The 26,945-nt window shown below is 56.6% G+C and carries 27 protein-coding genes and 1 riboswitch; of the genes, 4 read left to right on the forward strand and 23 right to left on the reverse strand.

All coding sequences use genetic code 11. From position 1 onward, the window contains the following. Positions 1–2 precede the first annotated feature (2 nt). From dprA to HMPREF0574_RS02695, 13 genes are all read right to left on the reverse strand, one after another. The gene (dprA, locus tag HMPREF0574_RS02635) at positions 3–1,391 is read right to left on the reverse strand and encodes a DNA-processing protein DprA (protein WP_004007134.1); all 1,389 of its coding nucleotides are present in this window, start codon (positions 1,389–1,391) and stop codon (positions 3–5) included. Positions 1,392–1,403: 12 nt separating this feature from the next. Further along, positions 1,404–2,969 (reverse strand): YifB family Mg chelatase-like AAA ATPase, encoded by a 1,566-nt coding sequence (locus tag HMPREF0574_RS02640; protein WP_004007135.1) that lies wholly within the window; start codon positions 2,967–2,969, stop codon positions 1,404–1,406. After that, positions 2,966–3,457: a YraN family protein gene (locus tag HMPREF0574_RS02645; RefSeq protein WP_236585844.1), complete on the reverse strand. Its 492-nt coding sequence runs from the start codon at positions 3,455–3,457 to the stop codon at positions 2,966–2,968. Before HMPREF0574_RS02645 ends, HMPREF0574_RS02640 begins: the two co-directional genes overlap by 4 nt. A 139-nt stretch (positions 3,458–3,596) precedes the next feature. Continuing rightward, positions 3,597–3,905 carry a DUF2469 domain-containing protein gene (locus HMPREF0574_RS02650; protein WP_004007137.1) on the reverse strand — a complete coding sequence of 103 codons (309 nt, stop codon included), beginning with the start codon at positions 3,903–3,905 and terminating at the stop codon, positions 3,597–3,599. A 26-nt stretch (positions 3,906–3,931) separates the two neighbouring features. Next, a complete protein-coding gene (locus tag HMPREF0574_RS02655; protein WP_004007138.1) occupies positions 3,932–4,639 on the reverse strand; it encodes a ribonuclease HII in 708 nt (235 codons plus the stop codon). A 10-nt stretch (positions 4,640–4,649) separates the two neighbouring features. Continuing rightward, entirely contained in the window at positions 4,650–5,984 is a 1,335-nt protein-coding gene (lepB, locus tag HMPREF0574_RS02660; RefSeq protein WP_004007139.1) for a signal peptidase I, read from the reverse strand. Between the two features lie 167 nt (positions 5,985–6,151). Further along, entirely contained in the window at positions 6,152–6,499 is a 348-nt protein-coding gene (gene rplS, locus HMPREF0574_RS02665) for a 50S ribosomal protein L19 (protein WP_004007140.1), read from the reverse strand. A gap of 253 nt (positions 6,500–6,752) precedes the next feature. Then, entirely contained in the window at positions 6,753–8,219 is a 1,467-nt protein-coding gene (gene trmD / locus HMPREF0574_RS02670) for a tRNA (guanosine(37)-N1)-methyltransferase TrmD (RefSeq protein WP_004007141.1), read from the reverse strand. 58 nt (positions 8,220–8,277) lie between these two features. Beyond that, the gene (locus HMPREF0574_RS02675) at positions 8,278–8,856 is read right to left on the reverse strand and encodes a ribosome maturation factor RimM (protein ID WP_004007142.1); all 579 of its coding nucleotides are present in this window, start codon (positions 8,854–8,856) and stop codon (positions 8,278–8,280) included. Positions 8,857–8,935: 79 nt separating this feature from the next. Beyond that, positions 8,936–9,175 carry an RNA-binding protein gene (locus HMPREF0574_RS02680; RefSeq protein WP_036324558.1) on the reverse strand — a complete coding sequence of 80 codons (240 nt, stop codon included), beginning with the start codon at positions 9,173–9,175 and terminating at the stop codon, positions 8,936–8,938. Between the two features lie 5 nt (positions 9,176–9,180). Further along, positions 9,181–9,690 (reverse strand): 30S ribosomal protein S16, encoded by a 510-nt coding sequence (gene rpsP, locus HMPREF0574_RS02685; protein WP_004007144.1) that lies wholly within the window; start codon positions 9,688–9,690, stop codon positions 9,181–9,183. Positions 9,691–9,873: 183 nt separating this feature from the next. After that, a complete protein-coding gene (locus HMPREF0574_RS02690; protein WP_004007145.1) occupies positions 9,874–10,596 on the reverse strand; it encodes an NUDIX hydrolase in 723 nt (240 codons plus the stop codon). Next, complete coding sequence (locus tag HMPREF0574_RS02695) at positions 10,569–10,997, reverse strand: NifB/NifX family molybdenum-iron cluster-binding protein (protein ID WP_004007146.1); 429 nt, start codon at positions 10,995–10,997, stop codon at positions 10,569–10,571. Before HMPREF0574_RS02695 ends, HMPREF0574_RS02690 begins: the two co-directional genes overlap by 28 nt. A gap of 189 nt (positions 10,998–11,186) precedes the next feature. Here HMPREF0574_RS02695 and HMPREF0574_RS02700 point away from each other — a divergent pair, with 189 nt between their 5' ends. Next, entirely contained in the window at positions 11,187–11,912 is a 726-nt protein-coding gene (locus HMPREF0574_RS02700; RefSeq protein ID WP_236585843.1) for a Type 1 glutamine amidotransferase-like domain-containing protein, read from the forward strand. 9 nt (positions 11,913–11,921) lie between these two features. Here the strand turns inward: HMPREF0574_RS02700 and HMPREF0574_RS02705 are convergent, their stop codons facing one another. The 6 genes from HMPREF0574_RS02705 to HMPREF0574_RS02730 form a co-directional block, all read right to left on the reverse strand. After that, complete coding sequence (locus HMPREF0574_RS02705) at positions 11,922–13,727, reverse strand: ABC transporter ATP-binding protein (RefSeq protein ID WP_004007148.1); 1,806 nt, start codon at positions 13,725–13,727, stop codon at positions 11,922–11,924. Then, on the reverse strand, positions 13,724–15,724 hold the full coding sequence (locus HMPREF0574_RS02710) for an ABC transporter transmembrane domain-containing protein (RefSeq protein ID WP_004007149.1): 2,001 nt from the start codon (positions 15,722–15,724) through the stop codon (positions 13,724–13,726). The genes HMPREF0574_RS02705 and HMPREF0574_RS02710 overlap by 4 nt, the downstream gene beginning before the upstream one ends. Further along, the gene (locus HMPREF0574_RS02715; RefSeq protein WP_004007150.1) at positions 15,725–16,705 is read right to left on the reverse strand and encodes a helix-turn-helix domain-containing protein; all 981 of its coding nucleotides are present in this window, start codon (positions 16,703–16,705) and stop codon (positions 15,725–15,727) included. Positions 16,706–16,786: 81 nt separating this feature from the next. Next, entirely contained in the window at positions 16,787–17,548 is a 762-nt protein-coding gene (locus HMPREF0574_RS02720) for an amino acid ABC transporter ATP-binding protein (protein ID WP_004007151.1), read from the reverse strand. Next, positions 17,545–18,456 (reverse strand): amino acid ABC transporter permease, encoded by a 912-nt coding sequence (locus HMPREF0574_RS02725; RefSeq protein WP_004007152.1) that lies wholly within the window; start codon positions 18,454–18,456, stop codon positions 17,545–17,547. Before HMPREF0574_RS02725 ends, HMPREF0574_RS02720 begins: the two co-directional genes overlap by 4 nt. Before the next feature lie 34 nt (positions 18,457–18,490). After that, positions 18,491–19,354 (reverse strand): transporter substrate-binding domain-containing protein, encoded by an 864-nt coding sequence (locus HMPREF0574_RS02730; RefSeq protein WP_245527342.1) that lies wholly within the window; start codon positions 19,352–19,354, stop codon positions 18,491–18,493. 97 nt (positions 19,355–19,451) lie between these two features. Beyond that, a riboswitch (Lysine riboswitch) is annotated at positions 19,452–19,629 on the reverse strand. Positions 19,630–19,839: 210 nt separating this feature from the next. Between HMPREF0574_RS02730 and HMPREF0574_RS02735 the strand changes: the two genes are divergently transcribed. Then, positions 19,840–20,460, forward strand: a complete 621-nt coding sequence (locus HMPREF0574_RS02735; protein ID WP_004007155.1) for a cadmium resistance transporter — start codon at positions 19,840–19,842, stop codon at positions 20,458–20,460. A gap of 181 nt (positions 20,461–20,641) precedes the next feature. Here HMPREF0574_RS02735 and HMPREF0574_RS02740 read toward each other — a convergent pair whose 3' ends face one another. From HMPREF0574_RS02740 to nagA, 3 genes are all read right to left on the reverse strand, one after another. Further along, positions 20,642–21,358: a nitroreductase gene (locus HMPREF0574_RS02740; protein ID WP_004007156.1), complete on the reverse strand. Its 717-nt coding sequence runs from the start codon at positions 21,356–21,358 to the stop codon at positions 20,642–20,644. A gap of 65 nt (positions 21,359–21,423) precedes the next feature. Beyond that, a complete protein-coding gene (gene nagB / locus HMPREF0574_RS02745; RefSeq protein ID WP_004007157.1) occupies positions 21,424–22,215 on the reverse strand; it encodes a glucosamine-6-phosphate deaminase in 792 nt (263 codons plus the stop codon). A gap of 52 nt (positions 22,216–22,267) precedes the next feature. Continuing rightward, complete coding sequence (gene nagA, locus HMPREF0574_RS02750; protein ID WP_004007158.1) at positions 22,268–23,389, reverse strand: N-acetylglucosamine-6-phosphate deacetylase; 1,122 nt, start codon at positions 23,387–23,389, stop codon at positions 22,268–22,270. Between the two features lie 357 nt (positions 23,390–23,746). Between nagA and HMPREF0574_RS02755 the strand changes: the two genes are divergently transcribed. Then, complete coding sequence (locus HMPREF0574_RS02755; RefSeq protein ID WP_004007159.1) at positions 23,747–24,016, forward strand: ACT domain-containing protein; 270 nt, start codon at positions 23,747–23,749, stop codon at positions 24,014–24,016. An 82-nt stretch (positions 24,017–24,098) separates the two neighbouring features. Then, entirely contained in the window at positions 24,099–25,463 is a 1,365-nt protein-coding gene (locus HMPREF0574_RS02760) for a PFL family protein (RefSeq protein WP_004007160.1), read from the forward strand. A gap of 80 nt (positions 25,464–25,543) precedes the next feature. Here HMPREF0574_RS02760 and purT read toward each other — a convergent pair whose 3' ends face one another. Next, positions 25,544–26,890, reverse strand: coding sequence for a formate-dependent phosphoribosylglycinamide formyltransferase (gene purT / locus HMPREF0574_RS02765; RefSeq protein WP_004007161.1), 1,347 nt, complete (start codon positions 26,888–26,890; stop codon positions 25,544–25,546). Between the last annotated feature and the right edge of the window lie 55 nt (positions 26,891–26,945).

Here is a 26,945-nt window from a genome sequence, read left to right on the forward strand (position 1 = left end):
TTCTACCGGGCGGTTGCTTTCGACCTCAGGCGATATCTCCCTTTTCGGGTTTCAACCTTGCCATCCAGTTCCATCAACCCCAGCTCACTTTGCACCGTACGAGTACCCAAACCGGCGGCACGCGACACCTGCTCCAAGGACTTCCAAGCCGTTTTCGATAAAACATCAATGACTTTTACGCCGTCACTGCTCAATCCAGCAAAAAGCGAGGGCGCCGGGATTTGTCCGGTCGAGTCGCGCTGAGGCGAAGCCGATACCACCCCGGAGATGCCCTTTCCTGCTGATCCCCCGACTCCAAACAAACTTTGTCCCGCCACATTCAGCGGAAACATGAGTTCCATGATTTCCGCCGCGTTCGTCACTAGGGCAGCGCCTTCCCGAATCAGTCGATGGCATCCGACGGAGGCGGTGGAAGTGACCGCTCCGGGCACCGCGGCAACCTGACGTCCCTGTTCCGCACCATGGTTGGCGGTGGACATCGCCCCGGAACGCTCCCCCGCCTCAACCACCACTACAACTTGAGACAAGGCTGAGATGATGCGGTTACGAGTCAAAAACAGGTGTTTAGCAGGTCGCTGGGAGGGCGGGGCTTCGCTGACAATCGCCCCCGTTTGTTGGATTTGGGAAAACAGTTGCGCATTCATGGCAGGATAGAGATTCCCCAGCCCTCCAGCCTGCACGCTGATGGTCTTACCGCTCGAAGCGAGAGCCCCTCGATGCGCAGCAGCGTCAATCCCATAAGCTCCCCCACTGATGACCCAGATGCCACACTCTGACAGTTCATACGCGATTTCTTGGGCTATATCGGTTCCATAGTGAGTCGCGCAACGTGCCCCGACCAGCGCCACTGCACCCTCAGATGCCAGCGCTTGCAAAGCCTGGGGATTACCCCGCACCCACAACGCCAGTGGCGCCACAGCGCCCAGACTATCGACTATCCCGGGCCAAGCCGCGTCGCCAGGCACCACCAGTGCGCCGCCGTCCCGGCTCAGCAGCTGATATTCCATCTCCAGGTTTAGCTCACGCAGTCGCAAAGCCCAGCCTTCGATTTGCGCCACCGACGCGGGCAACTGAACCGGTTGAAACACAGTGCGAATCATCATGTCGTCAATTTCCGGCAGCTTTGCCGCCAGAAATTTCACGCGTTCCAGGGCTTCCCTGACCCCAAAATGCTCGATGACCTGACCCACGACAGGCTCTCCCGGTTGGGCAATAGCGGTCCATGCCGCACGAGCCTGGCGATCTTCTGGGCTGAGCGGCTTCGCGACAGGGTCTCCACGCGACGGTAACGACAACATTTCGTTCGAGTGTGACAGTTCTTCCAAGACCACATCCGGCGGCGACTTCGGGGCATTCAAGGGCACGTCCTCAGTTAGGCTTAACGTTTTCATAACTTCCCCCCTTTAGGGCAGACTGAATCCTTCGTTTTGGCGCCGTAGCGTCATGGCAGTTCCCAGTTCGGGCAACCCCGGAACAGTTTTTCCGCTCAAATCGGCAACGGTCCACGCCAGGCGCAAGACCCTTTGAGCTCCCCGCATGGACAGGCGCCCCTGTTCCACCACGGTGTCGACCCGCCCAATCAGCTCCCGAGTGAAACCACCCTCGGGCTGTCGCAAAAATGGTCCCGGAATTTCCCGATTCAAATCCCATCCTCGCCCCTTCCACCGTTCCCGCTGCACGTCACGAGCACGTTGCACACGGGCGGCGACCACCGTGGTGGTATCAGCGGGTTTCGCTCCCGCGAGCGAGCCTCGCCCCGGAGATTCCACCTGGATTTGGATGTCCATCCGGTCCAACAGCGGTCCGCTCAATCGTTCCAGATATCGTTTGCGTGAATAGGGTGTGCAGGTACAGGTGGCACGCCGACTACCGGCGTTACCGCAGGGGCAGGGATTAGCCGCCATAATCAGTTGGAATCGAGCCGGATATTGGGCTGCACCCGCCGCCCGATGCAGCGTAATCTCCCCGTTTTCCAACGGTTCTCGGAGGGAATCCAAGACCCGCGCCCCGAACTCGGGAGCCTCGTCCAAGAACAACACTCCCCGGTGGGCCAGGGAGGCGGCGCCGGGACGCGGCACTCCCGAGCCTCCTCCCACCATCGCTGCCAGCGTCGCCGAATGATGCGGGGCTTGAAAGGGAGGCTGACGAATTAATCCGTCCAGCGGAGACAACGTTCCGGCGAGGGAATGCAAGGCGGTGACTTCTACGGACTGTTCCAGTTCCAGGGTCGGGAGGATTCCAGGCAGCCGCGATGCCAGCATGGTTTTTCCCGAGCCCGGAGTGCCAATCATCAACAGATGATGACCTCCCGCGGCCGCCACTTCCATCGCCTGACAGGCAGCGGCTTGTCCGCGAATATCCGAAAAATCCCCGCCCAGACTGCAGGCAGGAGCCGGGGTGGTGTCCCCCTCCGCTGCCTCCGCCGGTTCTTCCGGCGGGGGCAGCGGCATCATCAAGTCTCCCCCCAATAACTCGATGACTTGCCCCAGGTGATGCACCCCGACCACGTCCACCCCAGGAACCAGGGAAGCTTCAGCAAGGTTCGCTTGTGGCACCAAAATCTTTGTTTTTCCGGTCTTCATGGCGCCGATGACACTGGGTAAAATACCCCGGATTCCAATCACACGACCATCCAACCCCAGCTCTCCCAACATGATGCATTGCCCAGCTCGGCTGTGGGAAATGACCCCCATCGCAGCTAAAACGCTGACTGCCATCGCCAGGTCGTAGCCAGAGCCGGTCTTTGGCAGTGATGCCGGGGAGAGATTCAACACAATCCGCGTTCCCGGCCATTCATACAGGCAGCTGGTCACCGCAGCGCGCACCCGGTCTTTGGCCTCGCGCACCGCCGTATCCGGCAGCCCGACCAAACTGTAGGCGGTCATTCCATCGGAGATATGCGCCTCGACCCGCACCGGACGTGCTTGCATCCCTACCAAGCAAATCGACCAAGCAAATCCTGAACTCATTTCAACCCCTGGAGATGTTTCACCACGGGTTCACCGTGTCCGTCCCAATCCACGCTGCATAAATCCAGGCTGACCGCTCGATGGACTGGGACAATATCCCGTTGCGCCAACCATGCCCCCATAACCCGGCGCATCCGCGCCAGCTTTTTCATGGTGATGGCCTCAATAGGCAACCCGTGCCGATGATTGGAACGAGTCTTAACCTCCACGAACCCCAGAACTCCCTCGGGGCTGAGGGCGACTATGTCGACTTCCCCAGCACGACATCGCCAATTCCGATCCACAATTACATATCCCGCAGCTTTGAGCGACTCTGCAGCCACTTCTTCTCCAGCCATGCCCAGCTGACGATTGTGTAAGTTGTTCCGTGGCGGTGAGACAATTTGCCCCACTGTCCGCAGTGCGGAGTCACCGACTGTATCGTGGCATCGAGGGTTCGTCTCGGTACAGGCTTTATGACTGGTTTCAACGGTATTTGCGTAGCTCATGAACTCAGCCTTGCGCGCGCGACCGCCCTGACCAAGCCCAAACATTTTTACCTGTGGAAAACCGACTTATCCACAGCCCTATAAATGGCGAAAATCCGCCAATCAACCGGTTTTAACGAATTTATTGACGAAATCGAAGCTAGGGAATTTCGATTTCAGGCTTGGTGAGTTCCTCAACGTTGACGTCTTTGAAAGTAAGCACCCGCACGTTTTGCACGAAGCGCGAGGAGCGATAGACGTCCCAAACCCAGGCGTCCTCCAAAGTAATCTCAAAGAATACGTCCCCTCCGGCATTATTGTGCGTGGTGACGTCTACCTTGTTCGCCAGATAAAAGCGCCGGTCGGTTTCCACCACATAGCTAAACAGGGAAATCACATCGCGATATTCTCGGTATAAATCCAGTTCCAGCCCATTTTCATAGGACTCAATATCGTCGTTGTTGACCATCACGTAACCTTTCGTATTCCTCTACCCTACCGGAGCTTCCAAGTTTTGCGATGCCAGACACTCGCACCCAATTCAGCCAGACCTGCTTTGTGAGCAGGAGTCCCGTATCCGACGTTCCGGGCCCAACCATATCCGGGGTCATGCAAGCTGCGCATGAAGGCATCCCGATACACTTTAGCCAGTACCGCGGCGGCAGCGATTACAGCTGCTTTCCCATCCCCTTTCACCAGGGTTTCCACGCTGACTTCGGGGGAACTCACCAGGTTTCCCGCCTCGGCAAACAGGTCAGGTTGCCGCGGTGAGGCGAGATAGTCGAAGTTTCCGTCCAGCAGCAGTCTCTGGGGCAGGTGTCCCCTGGCATCCAGCTCGTTTAAAGCACGCCATCCAGCCAGACGCAACGCGGGCATAATCCCTAATTCGTCGATTTCCGTATTCGAAGCCTGACCGATAGCAAAATCCCTGACCCACGCCTGAATGGGGTCTTGCAGCGCTACCCGACGCCGGGCGGTGAGCTGCTTAGAATCGTTCAATCCGACAGGAAAGCCCTGGGGGAAATCCGGATTGTCTAGGCTGCGTTGATCCAGCACTGCCACCCCCACGCACACCGGACCTGCTAACGCGCCACGACCGACCTCGTCCATCCCGCCTATCAACGGTAGACGTCCTTCGTGACCGTCGCTCCCGCACTGTGCCAACTCTGCCAGAGCCGCAGTCTCCCAAGATAAATCGACCACCGCGGTAGCCTCATTGCGTGGGGGGCGGCGCTTCGTCGGCTTCGGAACTGAATTCATCATTCGGGGTGGCAGGCTTGGGAATGTTATAAAAAGCGCAGCTGGGAGTGATGAATTTCATACGTTCGACCGGCCAAACGACGACGAAAGCGCGACCCACCACGTTCGATTCAGAGACAAATCCATGCGAAGGTTTGTCTTGGTGCCAGCGGGAATCAGCAGAATGAGGTCGATTGTCCCCCATGACCCACAGCGAATTTTTCGGCACGACAACAGAAAATTCTATATCTGAAGAGACTCCGGTTCGGGGGATATAGTCCTCATCAATAGCTTTGCCGTTAATGGTCATCAGACCATCCTCGTCGCAGCAAGAGACATCATCGCCAGGGATTCCAATCACGCGTTTGATCAGATAACCTTGAGAGTCTTCCGGCAGCAGACCCACGAAAATCCCGAAATTCTTCACCTTGGTCGCAATCTGGAACGGAGTACGGTCAGGAGGGCGTTTACGCAGCTGCTCCGCGGCAGTTTGGCTCCATCCTTCCACGTCTTCAAAGACCACAATATCGCCACGGTTAATGTCTCCGTGCCGGGCAGAGAATTTGTTGACCAGCACAGAATCGTTAATCATCAAGGTCTTTTCCATAGACTGCGAGGGAATGTAAAACGGCTGCAACAGGAACAGTCGTACCAGCGAGCTGATTGCCAGAGCCGTAATTACCACCGCGATAAACTCAAAATACCAGGGCAGGTCCAGAGCTAAATGTGGACGCTCGAGACCGTCGAGATTGCCCCGCACCCCCGGTGGCAAGGCATTCATGCCCCGGAATCCAGGCATCCCGGCGCCGCGTCCCGACTTGAACTCGCCGTCCTCATCATCAAGTTTGAAGTCGGTTTCGTCCTCCGCCAAGGCGCCATCTTTCCCTGAAACGTCAGGGATTTCCTCATTATCAAACATCATACCTGGAAAAGGTATAGAACCGTACGGAGGGTAAGGCATTCCCGGATACGGTTCCATTCCCAGGGGCGAGAAACCCGGCGGCATTTGCGTTGGCGGCATCCCATTGGGGTCCATACCAGGAAATTCCGCCCCATCTGGAAATGCGGGCTGCGGGGGGTAGCCTCCCGGAAAAGCCTCCGGAGGAAAAGGCATTCTCATGCCGTCTGGCGCGTATGGCGCTCCTTCACCGGGCATTGGTCCACCGGGGAAACCTTCATAGCCAGGAGGAAAAGACTCTGACATGGTCCCAGCTCCAGCAAATTGCGGGTTCGTGTTGAAGCCATCCGGAGACGTGCCCGAGGACGGGGCGTCTCGATTGGCGTTCTCAGGCTGCTGGGGCTTCGTCATAGTAAAAAAGAATAGCCTAAAAGGCTAAAGGAAACCCAAACATTTCCGGTTTGGGCTTCCTTTAGGATGAATTTTTAGGGCAGCACTCGGCTTGTCTTTCGACTGTCCGGCTGATCTCACGAATCTCGTATTATCCCAGCGCGGCGACTGCCACAAATCATTGCAAGTTACCGCTTTTCGGCAACCTTAGCAGCCTTGCCGTGGCGATTACGCAGGTAGTACAGCTTGGCACGACGCACATCACCGCGGGTCACGACCTCAATCTTGTCCACAGTCGGGGCGTGCAGCGGGAAGGTACGTTCCACACCGGTTCCGAACGACAGCTTTCGGACAGTGAAAGTTTCGCCCACTCCACCGCCGTGGCGAGCGATAACTACGCCCTGAAAGATCTGAATACGGGAACGGTTCCCTTCGATAACCTTTACGTGAACCTTTACGGTGTCTCCCGGACGAAACTCCGGAGTATCCTCACGCATGGCGGCTTTGCCAATTTCCTCAACCAGAGGCTTCTGCATTATTTCTCCTTGACGCTCCTGCCACAGGTCAAAAACGTCTCACTGCGGGCACCTTCAGTGCCGATGGTGTTTCACTTCGCTATCGGGTCCCCCTGTGGCAGGTTGCCCGCGAAGCCGTACCATTTTGCCACAAATCAGGACAGAAACGCCACTTTTGCCCTTCCGGACGCTACGCAGCGCTTCTCAATGTGCTTATCCGTCGCTGGTTTGCGCATCACACGCCCTCGCGACACGTCCGACGATCGGACGTCTCTCAGGCATTGTCGCGGTCGAAAACTCGGCGCATCACCACATCCTGGTTTTGCACGTCTCCCACCGTAAATGTCCGTTTGCCGATACGCCGAAACCCATGATGCTTATAGAATTTTTGGGCACGCTTGTTATAAATCGAAGTCCCCAGGCACACCCCCGGCGCATCGCTGGTACTAGCCAAATCCTGCACCGCCACTTCCAGCAGCGCCCCGGACAATCCGGTGGAATGCAGGGCTTCGCGCACGTAACACTTTGACAGGTAAGCGTCTCCGGCGACGATTCCCGCCTGGTCAACTTCTGACTCGCCCAGCCCCACTTTTGCGTAAGTGTATCCCACCAGTTCACCGCCCAGTTCTGCCACCCAGTAGCGGTTTTCTTGAGGTGCATTCAGACGCGCCTTCACCGCCGTGGTGTCGAACTCAACGGCTACGAACTGGGCAATTGCATCGTTGCTGAGGTATGCCGGGCACGCCAAAGGAAATGTCTCCGATCCCAAAGCGGACAACGCCAGCGCTTCCTCCCGGTTCGGCTGACGAATCCGCAAGGGCACCAGCAGTAAATCCGCGGTATCCTTCTGCGCACCACCGATGCCTCGCGTCTCGCACAGCCGGGACAGTCCGATAGCTTCTAAATCCTGTGGGGACACGTAAAGCCACCCTAGCGAAGCGAGCTTTTCTCGCCCGCGCTTGCTTAACAGTCCGACATCCAGACTTGCCAGCAGATCCGGACGCCGCGAGCAGGTCTTTTCAATGGCTCGTTCGCGACGCCAGGCTTCGATTGCCGCGTGGTTTCCGCCTTTCAGCACCTCGGGAACAGCCAGGTCACGCCAGATTTCGGGACGCGTATAGCAGGGGTATTCCAACAGCCCCGTTCCCTCGTATGATTCCTCAACCAAAGATTCCGGGTTGCCCACCATGCCGTCAAGGAGCCGCCCAACTGCCTCAATCAGTGCCACAGCAGCGATTTCCCCACCGTTGAGCACATAATCCCCCAAGGAATATTCAAACACTTCCAGGTCGGGATACAGTTGCGAGTCAGTGTAGTGCGAAGCGACTCGCGAGTCGATACCTTCGTAACGCCCACAAGCGATAATGACATTGTCTGCGTGCGCGGCAATCTCCCGAACTTTCGCCTGGGTCAGTGGAATTCCAGAGGGCGTGGGGATAGCCAGGATAGTTTTCGGGTTCACAAGGTCAGTCGGGCGGTTTTCCGGGTCACTTCCCGCGGACTGGTCTCGCAGCCTGTCCCGCGCCGCGTCAATGGCTTTGCCCCAAATGTCAGCACGCATTACCATGCCGGCACCCCCGCCGTACGGGGTGTCATCGACGGAACGATGCGGGTCATCAGTGAAATCGCGCAGATTGGTGACGTCCCAGCTCAGCACCCCGTTTTGCGCCGCTTTGCCCAACAGCGACAGACCGAGCACCTCAAAAAACTCGGGAAAAATCGTCAGAATCTGAAAACGCATCGTCCTCACCCTTATTCAGAAAGTCTCTCCCGGCACCCCCGGGAAACGTCAAACCGCCCTAGTGCGAGGGGAATAGCCCTCCGGGCGGATCCATGGTGACCAACCCATTGTCCAAATCGACATCGGGGACGATTTCATAAACAAAAGGCACCAGGATTTTTTCCCCCTGCGCGGTGGTGACTTCCAGCAAGTCTTGGGCAGGCGCCAGCAGCAGGTCACTGATGGTGCCGAGCGTTTCTCCTGCCAGGTTCATCGCCCGCAGCCCCACCAGTTCGTGACGGTAAAAGCCGTCATCGCCCTCAGTAGTTTCCGGGTAGTCAGCCGTCTCCGGGTCAGCAGTGGTGTCTGAGGTGTCTCCGGGGTCGGTGCACAAGGGTGGGGCATCGGTCTCTATGTACAGTTTTGTCCCGCTGAGGGTCTCGGCGTCGTTACGGTCGGGAATTTCCTGAAAGGACACCACGAAGTGTTTACCGCTCATCCGTGCTTGGTCTACTGTCAGCGCAGCGGGACTGTTTCGGTTGGTTAACAAGACAGTGCCGGGGGCAAATCGAGAACGCGGGTCGTCCGTGCGCAGGGCGACTCGGACTTCACCGCGGACGCCACTGGCGCGCCCGATAATTCCCACCGTGAGTTTCACCGCTGACCCCTTTCCGGTCTGATAAGTGCGTTAAAAAGTTTGACCCCTGCTATCGGCAGGGGTCAAACCAAATGACTATTTAGCGCCGATCTTGATCGATAACATCGACACGGACGCTGCCCTGGGTAGACAGTGCGGACGCCACCGAACGCAGCGCTTTCGCGGTGCGACCGTTACGACCAATGACTCGACCCAAATCCGAAGGGGCAACGTGTACTTCCAGGAGCTTGCCGCGACGCAAAGACTTTTCGCTCACACGCACGGCCTCTGGCTCGTCGACGATGCCGCTAACCAGGTGTTCCAAAGAATCTGCAAGCATCGACATTATTCTGCTGCTTCCTCAGTCTTTTCTTCTGCCGGAGCGTCCTCAGCCTTTTCTTCGGCAGGGGCTTCAGCAGCATCTTCCGCAGCTTCGGCTTCGGCAGCCTTCGCGGCTTCTTCAGCTTCCTTCTTTGCCTTGGCTTCGGCTTCAGCCTTCTTTGCCTTGGCCTTTTCGGCAGCGTCATCAGCAGCCTTCACAGCTGCCTCTACGTCAGCGCCGGCATCCTTAACCTGAATCCGGTTCTCAACGACCTTGGCACCCTTAAATTGCGCCCAGTCGCCGGACAACACCAGGAAACGGTGCACCGCATCGGAGGGCTGAGCCCCTACACCCAGCCAGTACTGGATGCGTTCCGAGTTCAGTTCAATCAAAGACGGCTGCTGGTTGGGGTCGTATTTGCCGACCTCCTCGATAACACGACCGTCGCGCTTCTTGCGGCTGTCGACCACGACCACTCGATAGATGGGGTGGTGAATTTTACCAATTCGCTTCAAACGAATACGTACTGCCACTGTTGTGACTCTCCTTGTAACTCATGTCGCGAGCCTACAAAACCCCAGGTAGGGAAACACTAAAGCCTTGTTCTGCTCAAAATCCGAGGCTATGGTCACGAGAGGGCGGCAACCAAAGCCCAGTACAACGTTTCATTATGCCCGATTTATCCCGATTTACGCAATTCAATAGCCAGGTTAAATTTAGTCAAAAATGACCTGCCAATTGGGATTGCGATGCGCCTCCAAACACATCTCTACTTGTTCAGGGGTGGTCTTGCCCAGGGACATTTCCGGCAGCTCATCCAGTCCGAACCAGCCAATCTCAGTAGTTTCGAGATTTTCCGCAAAGGCTCCTCCCAACAGGCTACATTCTACGAAAAAGGTGTAAACATGAAATATACCTTTACTAGGATTATGTTTGCGCTTGTCAATTACCGCTAACAGCCTGCCGGTTTTTACCTGCATCCCGGATTCTTCATAAGCCTCCTTGATGGTGTTTTCCCGGACGCTCAAACCCTCATCAATCCAACCTCCCGGCAGGGACCACCGCCCATCCAGACCTTCGTGTACCAGCAAAATCTTGTCTCCGTCTGCGCCGGGACGTCCCGTGCCGTCACCAAAAATGACAGCCCGCGAATCTACTTTCGGTGTTCGGTAGCCGTAATCCTCCAGCAGTACTTCCCGAGCTTGTTCGGGATTGTTGCCCGTCAAGCGCGCCAAGAGTTCCGTTGCCAGTTCCCGAGTTTGGATTGCCCGGTCTCGGTCATAGTCATCATGGCCATAGAACTCTCCAGACTGACCGATGGCCTGCAGCTCCAAAATGAGGTCTACGACATCTTTATTCACGGTATCCACTAGCCTTTCCTCACCATCATCAGTTTCAATACCAGCAAGTCCTATAACGGAATGACGGGAAGAATCCATTTGTTCCCCTTGGGGGCTGAATCGGGGACCGTGGTATTTCCGCGATCAACCGCACGGACCCGTTTCGCGGCATCTGTAGCGGCGTGACGTGCGTCGCCAGTCGCGGATAGCGGCAGAACGCCAAGTTTCATCATGGTCTTGACCATCGGCGGTCCCATGTGTCCGCTGACCACTGCCACAATGTCATGGTCCCGCATGAAACCCACTATTTGCGCGTGCAGACTGCCGTGAGGTCCTTGCTCATGCAAGATGTCCCAACCGACTTCAAATTCTTGCCAGGCTGTAATCTCGTCAGTGGCGTCGACGGTTGCTACCGCCATAGTTCGGGCTCTCCCCAGACCACCACCGACCTCGTCACCCATCACATTGATTGCTATATTCAGGTTTTTCTTCTCACTCATTATTTATCCGAATTTCAGTATATTTATTCCTTGGCAAAGCTAGGAGCCTAAACAGGTGGTACCCTCCAGCGCCACTTTGCCTCTTTTCTCGGGTTTAATCCTATGCCAGGTCCGCTCGCGGTGCCGGACAAATCCCGAACACCAATTGCTCGGATGACTCGTGCGGTTCCCCCGACTAGTATGATCCCTATGAACAAAACCCCAACTATTTTGGCAACCTCCGGTGGATACAAAAACGGAGAACGAATCTTTACCGAGTTCAACCACCTGGTGATGTATTCCCTCGAGCTGTCCGGCACCACCCGTTCCAAACCGAAACTGGGCTACCTGGACACCGCTGCCGGCGACCAGCATTATCGCTTAGCACAACGTTATGAAGCGGCTCGCCTGGCGGGGGTGGAACTAAACCCGCTGCAACTATTCGTCATGCCCAACGTGGAAGACATCGAAGGCTACCTCATGGAACAGGATGCGGTCTGGGTCGACGGGGGTTCGGTGGCAAACCTGCTGGCAGTGTGGCGGGTTCACGATTTAGACCAGATTTTCCGGCGAGTCTGGGAGGCTGGCATCGTCCTGGCAGGGGTGTCTGCCGGTTCTATCTGTTGGCACCGAGGTGGCACCACGGATTCTTTCGGGCCTGAACTTCGCGCCGTCACGAACGGTCTGGGTCTGATTCCCTACGACAACGGCGTGCATTACGATGTCGAAAAGCGCCGCCGCCCCACGGTGCATCGTCTGGTCGCCGAGGGTATCTTGGGGAAAACCTATTGCACCGATAACAATGTGGGTTTGGTCTACCGCGGCACTGAACTGGCAGAAGCGGTCAGCGAAGTGCCGGGCAAGTCAGCCTGGGTCGTCACCAAAGATAACGGCGAAGTCATAGAGGAACGCCTCGAAACCCGTTTCCTGGGATAATTTCAAACTCTAGTCTTGCTGCCAGGACGCCCACAGTGAGGCATATTTACCGCCGGCTGCAACGAGTTCATCGTGCGTACCCAATTCCACGATTCTCCCGTCCATCATGACTGCCACTCGGTCGGCATCGTGGGCGGTATAAAGCCGGTGAGCGATAGCGATAACGCTGCGTCCTGCCAGCACTCGCGACAATGACTGTTCCAGAGAACGGGCTGCAGAGGGATCCATCAGGGAAGTTGCCTCGTCCAGCACCAAAGTGTGCGGGTTCAACAGCACGATTCGCGCCAGGGCGAGCTGCTGGACCTGCGCCGGATTCAGCTTGATTCCAGCGCCGCCGACTTCCGCATATAGCCCGATTTTTTCTGTTTCTGCCTGCGATTTTCCCTCCGGACCGGATGATGCGCCAGGGGTCTGGCTCCCGGTACCGTCCAGTCCATTAACCCAGTCCACACCCACCGCGTCGAGTACCGCCCACAATTCCTCATCACTTGCGTCGGGTCGCGCCAAACGCAGGTTGGAGGCAATAGTTCCGGTAAACACGTGCTGTTCTTGCGTGACCAAAGCGACTTGCTGATGCAGCTCGCTTTCGGGCAAGTCCACCAGCCGCACTCCCCCAACTGTCACGGACCCGCTGGTGGGCGGGTGAATGCCCGCCAGCATACGCCCAAAAGTGGACTTGCCGGCACCCGATGGTCCGACAATCGCCAACGTTTCACCACTGCGAAGTTCCAGAGACACTTCGTGCAGCACATTATGCCCCGCGTGGTAGGCGTAGCAAACGTCCCGGGCCACTATCGCGGGCGCACCGGCGGGCGCGTGGGCACTGGCTTCCCGGTCCGGCTCGACTTGTGCGACACCAAAAATTCGCGCCAGCGAAGTGTAAGCTTCCATGGAAACGTCTACCCAAAAAGTCGCCTCCCACACCGGTCCACGCACCTGATAGGCATAGAGCGCAATCGTAGAAACAGCCCCGATAGTCAAGGCTCCGCTGGGCACCAACCAGGCTCCCAGCAACACGATAACTATCAAGGGAGACAGCGTGGCGCACACAATTCCCAAGAACAACCAGGAACGCATCCAGGTACTGTAGCGCTCCTGACGCCAGATTTCGCGAATAATGACATCGAGCTGAGCAATCCGTTTCCCCGACAGCCCCAGAGCGTCCACCGTATCCGCCTGATCCAGAGTTTCCGCTACCGAACCGGACAAATCCGCCCAAGACCGGGCTGAGGACCGATAGGCGGGAACGGTCCGCGGTAAATACCACGCCATCAGCGGCCACACCCCTAGCGGTCCAATGAGCAGCACAAATGCCAATTGCGGGGAGGCCAGAAACGCCGCCACAAACGTCACCACCAACGTTGTGGTAATCATCAGAATCGCCGCGATACCCTGGCGAATCATGAATTGCAGGCGTTCAACGTCTCGCGTGGTGCGCCCCACCAAGTCCCCGGTGCCCGCACTTTCCACGGTCGACAGCGGCAGGTGAATGACAGAATCGACCAGACCATCACGCAGGTGGGCAAAAATCCGTTCGCCCATCACCCGGGCGCGATATTCTGCCAAGAACGAACATATCGCCGCCACCGCGACCACTACCAGGGCAATCACTATTTGTTGACCGACCCAGTCGCGGCTGGCTGCCCCGGCTTGAATACGATCAATGACGCGCCCCAGCAGCCACGGGAGGGTCACTCCCGCCAGGGACGACAACAGCTGCAACCCCACAACTGACCCAATTGCGCCTCGATAGTCGTGAATCAGGTCTTTGACCCCACGCACCACCCGTTTTCTGCTGGCCAAGGGCAGTTTCATGACGGCTCACCACCACTGAGCACCGAGCGGTTGATGATAGCCAGGTACGAAGCGACTGCGGGATCCCCCGACCGAGCTCTTTCCCGAAGTTCCCGGTGCGAGCCACGGACGATTTCCCGCCCCGCCTCGTCGAGCACAATGACTTCATCACAATGCTCCAGCACCAGCACTGACACCGAGACAATGACGGTGGTTTTCCCGTGCCGCGCTTGTGCCAAACGCTGAGCTACCCGCGATTCCGTGTGCGAATCGACCGCGGAAGTCGGCTCAATAGTCACCAGCACCGCCGGATCTGCAGCTACCGCGCGAGCTAAGGCGACGCGTTGGCGCTGACCACCGGACAGAGTGCGCCCTTTTTCTGCCACTGCCCCGTCCAGACCGCCATTCACAGATTCCACCACATCATCGGCATCTGCCACGTGCAGCGCTGCCAACCATCGCGAATCGTGCTCATCATCTTCGGGAAAGATGAGCGAGTCCTCCTGCCGGGTCGCGTTTTCGATGACGTCACGCCATACGAGTTCGCGCACCCCCTTTTCGCGAGGTAACGGCGAGTTGACCCCTCGCACCTGATCCCGCAAAGTTCCGGCAAAAAGCTGCGGGTCGGTGTCTGACAGTAGGATGGCGCTGCGCACGAGGTCGAGGGGGAACGTCCTCACGTCGGTTCCATCAATCAAAAGGGTCGGTTGCGCGCTGTCTTCTTGGCGTGCCAACCGCCGGGCGGTCGCCGCGCTGGTGTCCGGATTGGCGCAGACCAGACCGGTAATCAAACCCGGCTTCACCGTCACCTCACTAACTGTGTCGGTGAGATAGGACAAGGCAAAATCCTTTTCCTGCCACTGCGCTGGCGATGAGGCAGTTTGGGGCGATGTATCTCCGGAAACATCCACCAAATCCTCGCTCACCAGGGAGGCAACGCCTTGAATTCGCGCGAGTTTGCGAACCCCGACCCAAGCTCTGGTGAATTCTTCCAACGACCGGGTGGCGACCACGATGGGGTTGCGCAAAAATTGTGAGAACCCAAAGAAAGCAACCAAACTGCCTACTGACAGTTCATTGTGAAAGTACAGAATCGCCCCGATACCCACCACCAGAGCGGTAAACAGCATGGGTATGACCGAACGCAACACGCCCAGCAACGCCGCGGGCAGGGCAACCCGAATCCCCGCGTCACGCACCCGAGACGATTGTTTCTGGTAGTGACTTCCGAACACGTCCTCACCGCCGATGCCGCGCAGGACCCGCAGCCCCGCCACCGCATCAGCCGAGATTTCCGTCAGTTTGCCCTGCTCATCGCGGTTCTCGGTTTGTCGCCGCTGCAGCGGTTTGCTCAACAGTCCTATCAGCAGCGATACGATGGGTAACCCGATTAGTACCATCCAAGCCAGCGGCGGTGAAGTGCGAAACATAATGACCAGAATCATGACGGCAGAGAGAATAGCGCCCACCATTTCGGGGAACCACAGTGCCGCACGGCCAATCCGGTCCACATCTGTCAGCATCGAAGTGACTACATCACCAGATTCCAGTTCCCGGTTCACAGCGCGCCCATCTAGGGCTAACTTTCGACCGGCTACCCGCGCGGGAGTCGCCACCGCGGTCATCTGGACTGCAATCTCCGTGAGCTGTCCCGCCATTTGGGTCACCGCCACGCCCAGGATAACCAGGCCGAGAACCACCAACCGAGTCCAGATTTCCCTGGTCAAGCCATGTTCTAGACCTGTATCCAGCACCTTTCCCAGTGCCCAAGGCACACTGACCGACAGCGCATAGTTCAGTCCTGCCACCAGGGAACCAAGCGTGAGCACGCCGAACATAGAACCAACGAGTTTGCGGGCATAGCGGTGAGGATTAGCGGGGTAAACGTCAGGTTCGCCCTGGGGGCTGCCCAGCGGCCAGCGCCATGTGCGAGGGGTTCTCAGCAAGGGCGGCAACGCGACGTGTTCTTCGGCAGCATGACGCTGCAAAATAACGCGTGCGCGGGCAGTATCTTCCATTTACGCAGTCTCTTCGGTGCCGCTGCCAGGGTACGTAATTGAGCTCAGGGCATCGAGAATTTTGGGGAAATCCTGGTGCAAGGTGGTCCAGGCAATGCTGGCGTCTAATTCGTCTACAGTTTGCATCAACCGGTATCGCAGCTCGCAGAGGATTGCCCACGGGATTTCCGGGTTGACTTCCTTTACATCGGAATGAATTTTTGCTGCCGATTCCACCAGTACCGAGATAGAGTGATACGCCGCGAAACGTGACTGCACCCCCGCCGGGGTCTTGGCAAAATACGCCTTTGGGTCACCGGTGGCGATGCCCATGCCTACGTCCAAAGTCCGAGACATGTCATCCACACGCCACCGGGCAGCCGAGACATCGTAAGGGAAGAAAGACTTGTGGAATCCCCACTTTTGAAAATAGGGATATTCTTCAATCTCACGAGGCGAAAAAACATTCCCGGACCGGTATAAATCCACCAGTAAAGGCTCGAACTTAGTTTTTTCATCAAGCCGCGTAACTTCGCGAGGAACTCGGTCGACCTTGGCATTGCCCAATCCGGTATCAATAGACAGGTAGACCGTGGTGCTCAGCTCGTTCTCGAGTTCATTTTGCAAGCCAACCAAATCCAGCATTCCTAGGGGATTCGTGGTGCTAACCAAGAAATCAATCGGGGTAAACGCATCATCTTGACCGGTAGAGACAGGTCCAAACAAGAAAATCTCATCATAGCCGTGCCGCGAAAAAATCCCGCGCACCACATGGCGTTTCATGCCCATCAGGGTGTGTGCCGGGACGCTTACCGCTTTAGCCAAAGCGGTTTCCTCGGCTTCAGAAATACGCCGCTTATGGTTTTCAAAAGCGCTGATATGGGATTGTGGAACTCCGGACATGCCTGCCAGCTCCGCCTGAGTCAAGCCCAGCACGTTGCGGCGCAGCCGCAAAAAAGCGCCGGGTCGGAAATCGCGTAGCGCCATAAATTTCTGTTCCATGCGATAATTATACTCCTGAGGTGTATATAAGGGAATAGTTTTGTTAGCGGAAAAACACCGCTAACGTGTGCCCTCGAGAAATCAGAGATAACGTGCCAGGAAATCGCGGGTTCGTTCCCGTTGCGGATGTTGGAACAGCTGTTCCGGAGCGCCTTGTTCCGCGATGACACCGTCAGCCATGAACACCACGTTCTTGCTGACAGTACGGGCAAACGCCATCTCATGCGTCACCACCAGCATCGTCATGCCTTCCTGAGCCAGCTGTTTCATCACCGCAATGACTTCGCCGACCATTTCCGGATCCAGAGCTGAAGTCGGTTCGTCAAACAACAGCACCTCCGGATCCATCGCCAGGGCACGAGAAATCGCCACCCGCTGCTTTTGCCCACCGGACAACTGCCGCGGTTTCGCGTTTAAGAACGGACTCATCCCGACTTTATCCAGGTAGTGCAACGCTTTTTCTCGCGACTCCTCCCGAGAACGACCCAAGACTTTCATCTGACCAATCATGCAGTTCTTAAGCACCGTCATGTTGTTGAACAGGTTGAAAGATTGAAACACCATCCCCACTTTGGATCGATACTTCGCCTTTTTCATGGAATGGTCGAGGATGTCCGTCCCGTGGTACAGAATCTCGCCCGAAGTGGGAGTTTCCAACAAGTTGATGCAGCGCAGCAAAGTCGATTTCCCAGAACCTGACGCTCCGATAATGGATGCCACGTCACCAGGACGCACCGAAAAATTAATATCTTTGAGCACCTCGTGAGTGCCAAAAGACTTCGAGAGGTGGCGTACCGTGATGATTTCGTCACTGGTGTTGTCAGTCGTGTTCACTTCACTCATGAGTGCTGTCCTCCCTCGGTACCTGCTGGTTTACCTGTTGCTGGTTTCTTGGCAGGCTTGACTTTTCGTGCCTGACGTTTGGCAGGGTCACGGAAAGTGTAGTTTCCAGCAGCCATCACCAGCTGATCTTCGTTCATTAACTCGTAATCGCGCTGTTCCTGTCCCTCCGCACCGGGCAAGAGTTCGTAGGCATCGTCTCCGTCAATCTTCTTTTCCAGCTTCCGCAACAGGAAGGAGGACAGCAGAGTCAACGTCAAATATCCCACCATCTCGATAGTAGCGGAAGGGAAGTACTTGAAAACAGCACCCGACACCATCTTGTGCACCGAGAAAAACTCCGAGAAACCGATGATAAACATGACCGAAGTGTCTTTGATGTTGATGATGAAATTGTTGCCGATTTGTGGCAGCAAGTTCCGCAACGCCTGGGGCAAGATGACATAGAGCATGGTCTGGAAGTGAGTCATGCCTATCGCCCTGGCTCCTTCGGTTTGTCCCGGATCCACGCTGATGATGCCACCGCGCACGGATTCGGCGATGTAAGCACCGGTATTGATGGAAACAACAAAAATCGAGACGCCCCACATGGATTGGAACTGCAACGCATTATTCGTGAAGTAGGGCAGACCGTAGTAAATGAATACCGCCTGCAAAATCATCGGGGTACCCCGGAATACTTCCACATAGACGCGGATGATTCCCCGAATAATCGCCAAAACAACTCGCTTGAGCAAGGGATCGGTAGAAGGGTGGGGAATCGTATTCAAGATTCCGCAGGCAAACCCAATCACGCAGCCCAGTAAGGTGGCGATAATCGCCAGCAGTACCGTGTTGACGATACCCGTCAAGTACACGCCACCGTACTTATTCAGCAGGGTTACTATGTCCTGCCACAGTGTCCACAGCATTTTCTCTCCTGACGTGTTTCAGTACCGCGGGGGATTAATCCTCTTGGGGCTGAATCTTCACCGCGTCTGCCATCAGGGCATCGAAGTCTTTGGCAGTCTTGCCCGACAGAGCTTTGTTGATGGCGTTCTTTAGGGCAGTGTTGCCTTTTTTGACGGAGATACCGATGTTAACGTCCTCATCCGAAACTTGGAAGTCATCACCGTCATCAGGGAAGTCCAGAATCTTCATATCCGGGTATGCCGCGATAGCACCTTGACCGGTGGGCATATCGGTAACCACGTAATCGACTTTGCCGGTTTCCAAAGCCACCAGCATCGCAGGCGCAGATTCTGCGGGGGCTTGCCGCTTGGCATCTTTAATTTGGGGAATCAAGGTGTCGTACCAAACAGTGCCAGTTTGGCTGGTGGTCCGACCTCCCGCGAGGTCAGCTAAACCTTTCGCGTTGGCAAACTTGGAATTCGCTTTGGTCAGCACGACGATGCGGGCGTACAGGTACGGTCCGGCAAAGTCCACAGTTTCTTCGCGCTCTTTAGTCATGGACTGACCCGCAATCGCGGCGTCGATTTCACCGGATTGCACCGCTGGAATCAGGGAATCCCACTCCAGCTGTTTAATTTCGAGTTTCCAGCCGTTGGCGTCTGCAATCTGTTTGGCAGTCATCACGTCGTAGCCATTAGCGTACAAAGCGGAATCTTTGATGGGCACCGCATCGTTGGATTTATCGGGTTGTGCCCAGTTATAGGGAGCGTAAGCAGCTTCCATACCGACGGTGAATACTCCGTCTTCCAAACCGGGAATTGCGGTGTCTCCACCAGATGCAGCTGGGGAACCAGCTCCACAGGCGGCGAGGGAAAAGGCCGCAGCTAACAGTGCTGCACCACTCAGTATCTTGTTCATCATTAGTCCTTTCAATCGTTGCAAACAACTTTCGAAAGCTCGAACATGACACCAAAAATGGGGTCATGCTCCATGACCCCATACATTTGCGCGTATGCGTCATGACAGCTCTCCGCGATAGCGACAGTCGAACGGATATTTTCCGTTCGCCCGGATGTGAATCTTTGGGAACGATTCACATCCTCGGCAACCTCCCCTTTCGCTTCCGGGCATCCCTATGGGATTTCCCCGCCCTGTCGGAAGTTAATGATGTTGGTTGCGCCTCCGTCATGCTTTATCGCTCTCCAGTCTAAGGCTCCGGAGCGAAAGGTGCAAAAAAGTTAGTAAAATTCGAAGTTCCGCTACCGTTAGCGTCTCTCTCAGGCTCGATTGAGCGGTTCGGCGTCCTCGACCGATGCACAAGTTCGGTGCGACCGGTCGCCGGTAGGTTACTGCCGGGTGATGTTGAGTTTATCTGTTGAACACCTTTCGGTGATAATTGACACGTGAACGCTTCCCTGATTCTTTCCACTCTCGCCCAAGCATTGGTGCTCTTTGCGGTCACTAACATCGACCACTTGATACTGCTGACTTTATGGTTTGTCCACGGTCATCAGCGCCCCGGCACAACGTTGCGTATCTGCGCAGGTCAATACCTCGGTTTCAGCGCTATTTTGGCAGCCACCGTGATCCTGAATCTGATATCCGGTTTCGTCATTCCCGAAGCTCAGTTGCATCTGTTGGGTCTGATACCGCTGATTCTGGGAGTTAAAGCTGGCATTGGGGAAATTTTGGAACGCCGGGAGTCGAACGATTCCAGGGACGCACAGTCAGCCGAATCAAGGCTGGAAGGCAAACCTGTCAGTGTTGGCGCGGTCGCCCTGGTCACCATCGCGAACGGAGGCGACGAAATCGGTGTTTATCTGCCGGTTTTTGCCTTGTCGGCCTGGTGGCAAGTCGCTATGTTCTGCGCGGTGTTTCTGGTGCTGGCTGGTGCGCTGTTGGCTCTGGCGTGGTTCATTACCGGACGTTTAGGGCTCGCGGAGGTTCTGGAACGATTCGAGGCGGTGCTCTTTCCGAGTGTGCTTATCCTGCTCGGGGTGCTCATCCTCGCCGGATGGCTCTAGGCGGCACATGTTTATCCGTCCAGCTTTGTGTCCCCAGCGCAAACCACTTCCAGCACCTCTTTTATCCACAGAGATGCGGAAGCAAATGTTTCTGCCGCTGGACAATGCCATAAAAATTGAAAAGGTGCAAACGAATCGATGGCGCCAACTGATAGTGGAATCGTGTGACAGCTTGATTCCATCATACGTGGCGCGGCTCGGCAAGCGTCAGCGGCGGATGTTCAGCGCGATACGCGTTTACGGGGGCATCCGGATCGGGGTAACCCATCGCTAACCCGGTGATTAGCCCGTAATCTTTGGGGATATGAAACTCCTTATCAACTGGCTTCCGCCAGGTTGCGAGAGTTCCAATCGCGACGGTGCCGAGCCCCCGATTTGCAGCTGCCAGCATGAGGGTAGACAGCATCAGCCCGGTATCTTGAGCGGAAAAGGGCAGTAACGCACGGTGTACGAACACGAAGATTCCCACCGGGGCCTGGAACATTTCGAGGTTTTGGCGCAGCTGCTGGACTCTGCCGGTTTCGTCCCCGCGTTCAATCCCCAGGTGTGTATAGTAGCGTTTTCCGTTCGCTACCTGACGTTGTCGCAGCTCAGGAGGGTATTTGCCCCAGGTTTTAAAGTCGGCTTGGGGCAATTTTCCCTCCCATAGCGCTCGCAGGTAAGCACCGAGTCGACCGCGCAGCATTCCTAATCCAGTTTCCGCATGACTGGCATAGTCCGCGCGGATGCGTTCCAGACGCTCCCCCGTAGCTACTGCCAACACGTATCCGCGTGTATTTGACCAGGAGGCACAGTGGCGGGCGTCATTCAAAACGGCTTGTAAAACCTCAGGCTCGACGGGCTTATCAAGATAAGCCCGCACACTGTAGCGAGCTTGCAGCAGTTCAGAAAAATCCACGTTTGGTAGTCTATCCAGAAAACTACACCAGCTCTATAGATAAGGCTTACCTAAGTATGTTTTACTCAGAGTCCCAACCATGCCCCCTGGGGTCTGTTGGCGTAAATCTCACGATAGAAATCTTGGCGTTCCAACTTCGCAGCAGCAGCCTCATCCAACAGAACCTTAACATTGTTGTGCAACTGCAGAGCTGAACCCGTACAAGAGATAGAAACCGGACCTTCCACCATGTCCCGAACCGCGGCAGCCTTATTCGCACCAGTAGCCAGAAGCACAATTTTTCGGGCTCGCAAAATGGTGCCAACGCCCTGCGTTAACGCGTGAGTAGGAACCTTGTCGATGTCGCCGGAAAAGAACCGGGCATTATCGCGGCGAGTTTGGGCAGTCAGCACCGCGGGATGCGTCAAGGAATTCAGAGACGTACCCGGCTCATTGAAGGCAATATGACCATCCACCCCGATACCCAATATCTGTATATCAATTCCTCCGGCGTCTACAATGGCTTGTTCGTAGCGACGACACTCCTCTAACAAGTCAGCAGCCAAGCCGTCCTCCCCATATACCTGATTAGGGTCTATATCTGTGATGCTAGCAAACTCGCGGCGAATAAAATTGTGATAAGCCTCGGGATGATCTTGAGGCAGCCCCACATACTCATCTAGCTGGAAAGCCTTAGCGTGACGCAGGGATAAACTTCCCGTCTGCACTCGAAGCGACAGCTCCTGATAAATCGGCAGCGGACTAGAACCAGTCGCCACCCCCAGTACCGCAGCAGGATTGTCCGCATAAACCTCGCAGATTGCCTCCGCCGCAACGACTGCCAATTCCGCCGCGGTTGGTTTAATGATGATTTCCATAATGATTACCTTCCGTTGCTCCCCGCTATCCCGCTAAGTCTCCCATGACGTCTCACCGCACCTGCTGACCACGGCGAAACACCTGCTGCACCTGCAGAGAGCTCGACTCAACCACCAAATCCGCATAGGCTCCCGGCGCCACTATCCCGATGTCCGTCCTGCCCAACACCGCCGCAGGTCGAGCCGTGGCAGCATGCAGCGCCAACCAAATATCCACTCCTGCGGTATAGGTCGCAAAACGAACTGCCCGCGACATAGTCAGGGTTGAGCCAGCAATAGATCCGTTCGATTTCAACCGCGCCACCGCGTCACGCACTTCTACCTCCAGGGGTCCCAGCAGGTAATCCCCGTCAGGTGCGCCCGCGGCCGCCATCGCATCAGTAACCAATACCGTGTCGCGCCCTTTGGCAGCAAACACAAATTGCACGGTGGCAGCATGGGAATGCACCCCATCAGCGATGAGCTCTACCGGTAATCCCGGTGTTTCCAAAGCCGCCACAATCGGACCGGGCTGGCGATGATGAATCGGCCTCATCGCGTTAAACAAGTGGGTGACATTTTGTGCGCCACTGGCGAGGGCAACTTTCATCATGTCATAGTCAGCGTTCATATGCCCAGGGGCAGCAATAATTCCCTGCGACACCAACCAGCGCACGGCTTGTAACCCGCCACGACGCTCGATAGCGAGAGTGACCATCTTAACCGGACCGGCTTGGCAGAGGCGCTGTACTTCGTCCAAAGCCGGGTCGCGCAGCAGCTGGGGGTCATGGGCGCCCTTGTATTCCTCTGCCATCCACGGCCCCTCCAGGTGAACACCCAAAATTTCGCCGGCATCATAGAGCGGAGTCAACTCCCGAATCTGGGATTCCAAGTGGTCCAAAGTGTCCGTGACCAGGCTCGCCATGATAGAGGTCGTGCCCTCATAAAGGTGGGTAGCAATGACGGTACGGGCTGCCGCAACTCCGTTCGTGAAAGCCTCTCCCCCGCCACCGTGCGAATGAATGTCTACGAATCCAGGAGCAAGGATTGCCGACCCAAAGTCTACGTCAGCCCGGACTTGCGCGACCGCCGGTCCGCTGAAAACCTCCACGATACGGTCATTTTCCACCCGCACTGCACCGGGTCCCAACACTTGGTTGCCATCGAATAGCGTGTCTGCGCGGTAAATCGTCATGTTGTTCCACTTTCCTCTCAGTTTGTCCTCATGGTGAGCTATGCTCTGTCTCGCCTGCCTTCCCTACGAATCAGGACAGGCAGCGACCCCAGCCACAACTGACTGAACCACCGCGGCAATGACGTCAGAGCGTCGCATCGGCTCTCCCAGAGGATATTCACCAACGTTACCTAGGGCATAATCTTCATGTCCACCTCTTGCAACACATGGACGTGGTGAGTACGGAAGAACAGATTTAATCCTGAACTTTCAGACCACACAATCAATAATCGACATTTTTGCAACATCGCAGCACCTCATGTTGGATTCAAGCGCACGGGATACTCCCGCAGGGTCCAGGGAGGGCATAATTAAGCTATGAAAGCAATCATGACTGTAACCGGGCTTGATCACACCGGGATTATCGCGGCGGTGGCGACTGCCTGCGCTGCCCAGAAAGCCAATATCACCAACGTATCCCAGACGCTGATGGGGTCGTACTTTACGATGATTATGCAGCTGGAACTGGATGACATCCCCACCTCTTTGACTAATTTGCAAGAGGCCATGCACACGGTGGAACAGGCTCAAAACTTGGAAATCCGGGTGCAAGCCGAGGCCATCTTTAACGCGATGCACACCCTGTAATTGCTACCATCCCACCCCGAATCCCGTACCTGCCCCGGAAGATGACCGGGAACCCTTCTGACCCCCTATTGGAGCAAAACAAATGAGCTTAGACACCGAGCGACAAATCATGGAAACCATCCAGATGATTTCCGAGGACAAACTGGACGTGCGCACCGTCACGATGGGGCTGTCGCTGCTGGATTGCGCCGATTCTGACGTGCAGCGCGCCTGTGCCCGTATCGAGGATCGCATCGTACAAGCCGCATCGCGCCTGGTGGCAACCGCTGGAGAGGTGTCGCGGGAGTTCGGGGTGCCGATTATCAACAAGCGGATTTCAGTCACGCCGATTTCCCTGGTGGCAGCCGCTTGCCGTACCTCGAATCCGCTGCCTTTTGCCCAAGCGTTGGATCGCGCCGGCAAAGCCGTCGGGGTCGACTTTGTGGGCGGGTATTCCGCGTTGGTGGATGCCGGTGCGACGCAGAGTGACCTGGCGCTGATTGATTCCATCCCCGAGGCTCTGGCCAGCACGGACATCGTGTGTTCGTCGGTCAATATCGGTTCTACCCGCACGGGTATCAATATGTCGGCAGCGCGGCGGATGGGTCAGGTGGTCGTGGATACGGCACAAGCGACCGGCGCGGCTGACGGGATTGGGGCGGCAAAGTTGGTCGTGTTCGCCAATGCGGTGGGTGACAATCCGTTCATGGCAGGGGCGTTCCACGGGGTCAGCCAGCCCGATACGGTCATTTCCGTAGGGATTTCGGGACCGGGAGTGGTGCAGCGCGCCTTGCAGACGGTGCGGGGGCGCCCTTTCGAGGAATGCGCCGAAGCCATCAAGAAATCGGCATTTAAGATTACCCGGATGGGTCAGCTGGTGGGGCAGACCGTGGCGCAGCGTCTGTCTGTGCCTTTTGGAATCGTGGATTTGTCACTGGCTCCCACGGCGGAAGTCGGCGATTCCGTGGCGGCAATTTTGGAAGAAATGGGCGTCTCCGCGGTGGGCGCGCCGGGCACTACCGCCGCCCTGTTCCTGCTCAATGACGCGGTGAAAAAGGGCGGGCTGATGGCATGCTCGATGGTGGGCGGCTTGTCGGGGTCTTTCATTCCTGTCTCAGAGGACATGAACATGATTAACGGGGTGCAGCGCGGCTCCATCACAATGGCAAAGCTCGAAGCCATGACGGCGATTTGTTCGGTGGGCTTGGATATGATTGCAATTCCCGGCGATACTTCCCCTGCTACAATTACCGGTTTAATCGCTGATGAAGCCGCGATTGGTATCGCTTCGGGCAAGACTACTGCGGTACGGGTCATCCCGGTTCCGGGCAAGAGCGTGGGTGACAGCGCCAACTTCGGAGGTCTGTTGGGGTGGGCGCCGGTGATGGGAGTTTCCCAATTTTCTTCCGCTGACTTTGCGGCTCGGGGCGGGCGGATTCCCGCACCGGTGCATTCCTTTAGGAACTGATTTCCACCGGTTTTCAGGAAATTATGCCCCTGCACGGGGCTTACTTCCGTGCGTAATAAAATTTGAACTGACCGGTCAGTTCAGCTGCCTATGCGCCCGTCATGAAAACACCGCAGCACGCTCGCGCTCCCCGCGAAACCCCACCGGAAAAGTCGCGTTCGCCCCTCGTGAATGGTGATTTTGCTGATGACCTCGCGGGCTTTCGCGCGCGCCCGGTCGGTATCAGCTCCGACAGCCAGGGCCACCGCCATGCGTCTGCCGACGTGAGCCTCTGGTTTTCCAAAAATTCTCAGCTGCGCATCCGTGCTCGTCCACAAAGCCGCGTCCACCCCGGTGAAACACGGCGATGCGGATTCAACTGCAGATTTCAAGGGCGCAGATGCGCCCGCGGCGACCTCAGGGAACATGGACGTGTCCACAGGCAGCCCCAAAATCGCCCTGGTGTGCAGATCAAACTCGTTTTGCGGCTGGGTAATCATAGTGACCATGCCGGTGTCGTGAGGGCGCGGGGAAAGCTCCGAGAAGTACACGTCCTCTCCTTTGACAAACATCTCGACCCCAAAAATGCCCAGCATCGGGTTTTCGCCGTCTGCGTTTGCTGACTTGCCGCTCGCCGCGGCCTCCCGTGCGGTATCCTCCGCCAACGCATCGAGGACTTTTTTGGCAATGTCCTGGGCTTTCTTGAGGACTTCCGGGTTCATCGCCTGGGGCTGCCAGGATTCCACGTAATCTCCCGCGGACTGGCGGTGTCCGATGGGTGCGCAAAAACTGGTGCGGACTTGCATCGGTTCGCTCGGATCCCGGTGGCGTACACTCAACAGGGTGATTTCATAATCAAAAGCGATTTCGCCCTCGACAATGACCCTTCCAGTATCGGCGCGGGCCCCGGAACAGGCTTCTCTCCACGCGGCGGGCAAATCCTCGGCGCGTTCGACACGAGACTGACCGTGCCCCGATGAGGACATAGTGGGCTTTACGAAACAGGGAAACCCGACCTTTGCGGCTCCTTCTTGCAGTGCCGCCAACGAGTCAGCGAAGGCAAAAGGTGAGGTCGGGACTTGCGCCGTCGTGGCTGCCAAAGTGCGGATGCCCTGGCGGTCAAAAGTCAGTTCCACCACTCGTGCGGAGGGAGCTACCCGTGTTCCCTGCCTCGCCGCCGCTACCAATGCACTGGAGGCGAGTTTTTCAACCTCGGGAACAATCAGGTCAGGACGCTCCGACTCAATCACAGCGGCAAGGGCGGTGGTATCGGTCATATCTAACACGCGCTTTGCGGTAGCAACCTGCATCGCTGGCGCCCCCGCGTAAGAATCGCAAGCGATGACGTGGCAGCCCAGCCTTTGCAGGGAAATCGTCAGTTCTTTGCCCAGCTCACCCGAGCCAAGCAGCAAGATGCGTACTGGAAAAGTCAGGGGGAAATCACTCATGAAGCCATCCTAGCTTTCCCCACCGTAATTATTTACTGACCTTTTGCCGGCTCAC

Source organism: Mobiluncus curtisii subsp. curtisii ATCC 35241 (assembly GCF_000146285.1).
In the GTDB taxonomy this organism is placed as follows: domain Bacteria; phylum Actinomycetota; class Actinomycetes; order Actinomycetales; family Actinomycetaceae; genus Mobiluncus; species Mobiluncus curtisii.

Bases quoted from the DNA above. Each gene is read 5' to 3' on its own strand.
- dprA (WP_004007134.1), bottom strand. From the start codon at position 1,391: ATGAAAACGTTAAGCCTAACTGAGGACGTGCCCTTGAATGCCCCGAAG.
- HMPREF0574_RS02640 (WP_004007135.1), bottom strand. From the start codon at position 2,969: ATGAGTTCAGGATTTGCTTGGTCGATTTGCTTGGTAGGGATGCAAGCA.
- HMPREF0574_RS02645 (WP_236585844.1), bottom strand. From the start codon at position 3,457: ATGAGCTACGCAAATACCGTTGAAACCAGTCATAAAGCCTGTACCGAG.
- HMPREF0574_RS02650 (WP_004007137.1), bottom strand. From the start codon at position 3,905: ATGGTCAACAACGACGATATTGAGTCCTATGAAAATGGGCTGGAACTG.
- lepB (WP_004007139.1), bottom strand. From the start codon at position 5,984: ATGACGAAGCCCCAGCAGCCTGAGAACGCCAATCGAGACGCCCCGTCC.
- rplS (WP_004007140.1), bottom strand. From the start codon at position 6,499: ATGCAGAAGCCTCTGGTTGAGGAAATTGGCAAAGCCGCCATGCGTGAG.
- trmD (WP_004007141.1), bottom strand. From the start codon at position 8,219: ATGCGTTTTCAGATTCTGACGATTTTTCCCGAGTTTTTTGAGGTGCTC.
- HMPREF0574_RS02680 (WP_036324558.1), bottom strand. From the start codon at position 9,175: ATGCTTGCAGATTCTTTGGAACACCTGGTTAGCGGCATCGTCGACGAG.
- HMPREF0574_RS02690 (WP_004007145.1), bottom strand. From the start codon at position 10,596: ATGGATTCTTCCCGTCATTCCGTTATAGGACTTGCTGGTATTGAAACT.
- HMPREF0574_RS02695 (WP_004007146.1), bottom strand. From the start codon at position 10,997: ATGAGTGAGAAGAAAAACCTGAATATAGCAATCAATGTGATGGGTGAC.
- HMPREF0574_RS02700 (WP_236585843.1), top strand. From the start codon at position 11,187: ATGAACAAAACCCCAACTATTTTGGCAACCTCCGGTGGATACAAAAAC.
- HMPREF0574_RS02705 (WP_004007148.1), bottom strand. From the start codon at position 13,727: ATGAAACTGCCCTTGGCCAGCAGAAAACGGGTGGTGCGTGGGGTCAAA.
- HMPREF0574_RS02710 (WP_004007149.1), bottom strand. From the start codon at position 15,724: ATGGAAGATACTGCCCGCGCACGCGTTATTTTGCAGCGTCATGCTGCC.
- HMPREF0574_RS02715 (WP_004007150.1), bottom strand. From the start codon at position 16,705: ATGGAACAGAAATTTATGGCGCTACGCGATTTCCGACCCGGCGCTTTT.
- HMPREF0574_RS02720 (WP_004007151.1), bottom strand. From the start codon at position 17,548: ATGAGTGAAGTGAACACGACTGACAACACCAGTGACGAAATCATCACG.
- HMPREF0574_RS02725 (WP_004007152.1), bottom strand. From the start codon at position 18,456: ATGCTGTGGACACTGTGGCAGGACATAGTAACCCTGCTGAATAAGTAC.
- HMPREF0574_RS02730 (WP_245527342.1), bottom strand. From the start codon at position 19,354: ATGAACAAGATACTGAGTGGTGCAGCACTGTTAGCTGCGGCCTTTTCC.
- nagB (WP_004007157.1), bottom strand. From the start codon at position 22,215: ATGGAAATCATCATTAAACCAACCGCGGCGGAATTGGCAGTCGTTGCG.
- nagA (WP_004007158.1), bottom strand. From the start codon at position 23,389: ATGACGATTTACCGCGCAGACACGCTATTCGATGGCAACCAAGTGTTG.
- HMPREF0574_RS02755 (WP_004007159.1), top strand. From the start codon at position 23,747: ATGAAAGCAATCATGACTGTAACCGGGCTTGATCACACCGGGATTATC.
- HMPREF0574_RS02760 (WP_004007160.1), top strand. From the start codon at position 24,099: ATGAGCTTAGACACCGAGCGACAAATCATGGAAACCATCCAGATGATT.
- purT (WP_004007161.1), bottom strand. From the start codon at position 26,890: ATGAGTGATTTCCCCCTGACTTTTCCAGTACGCATCTTGCTGCTTGGC.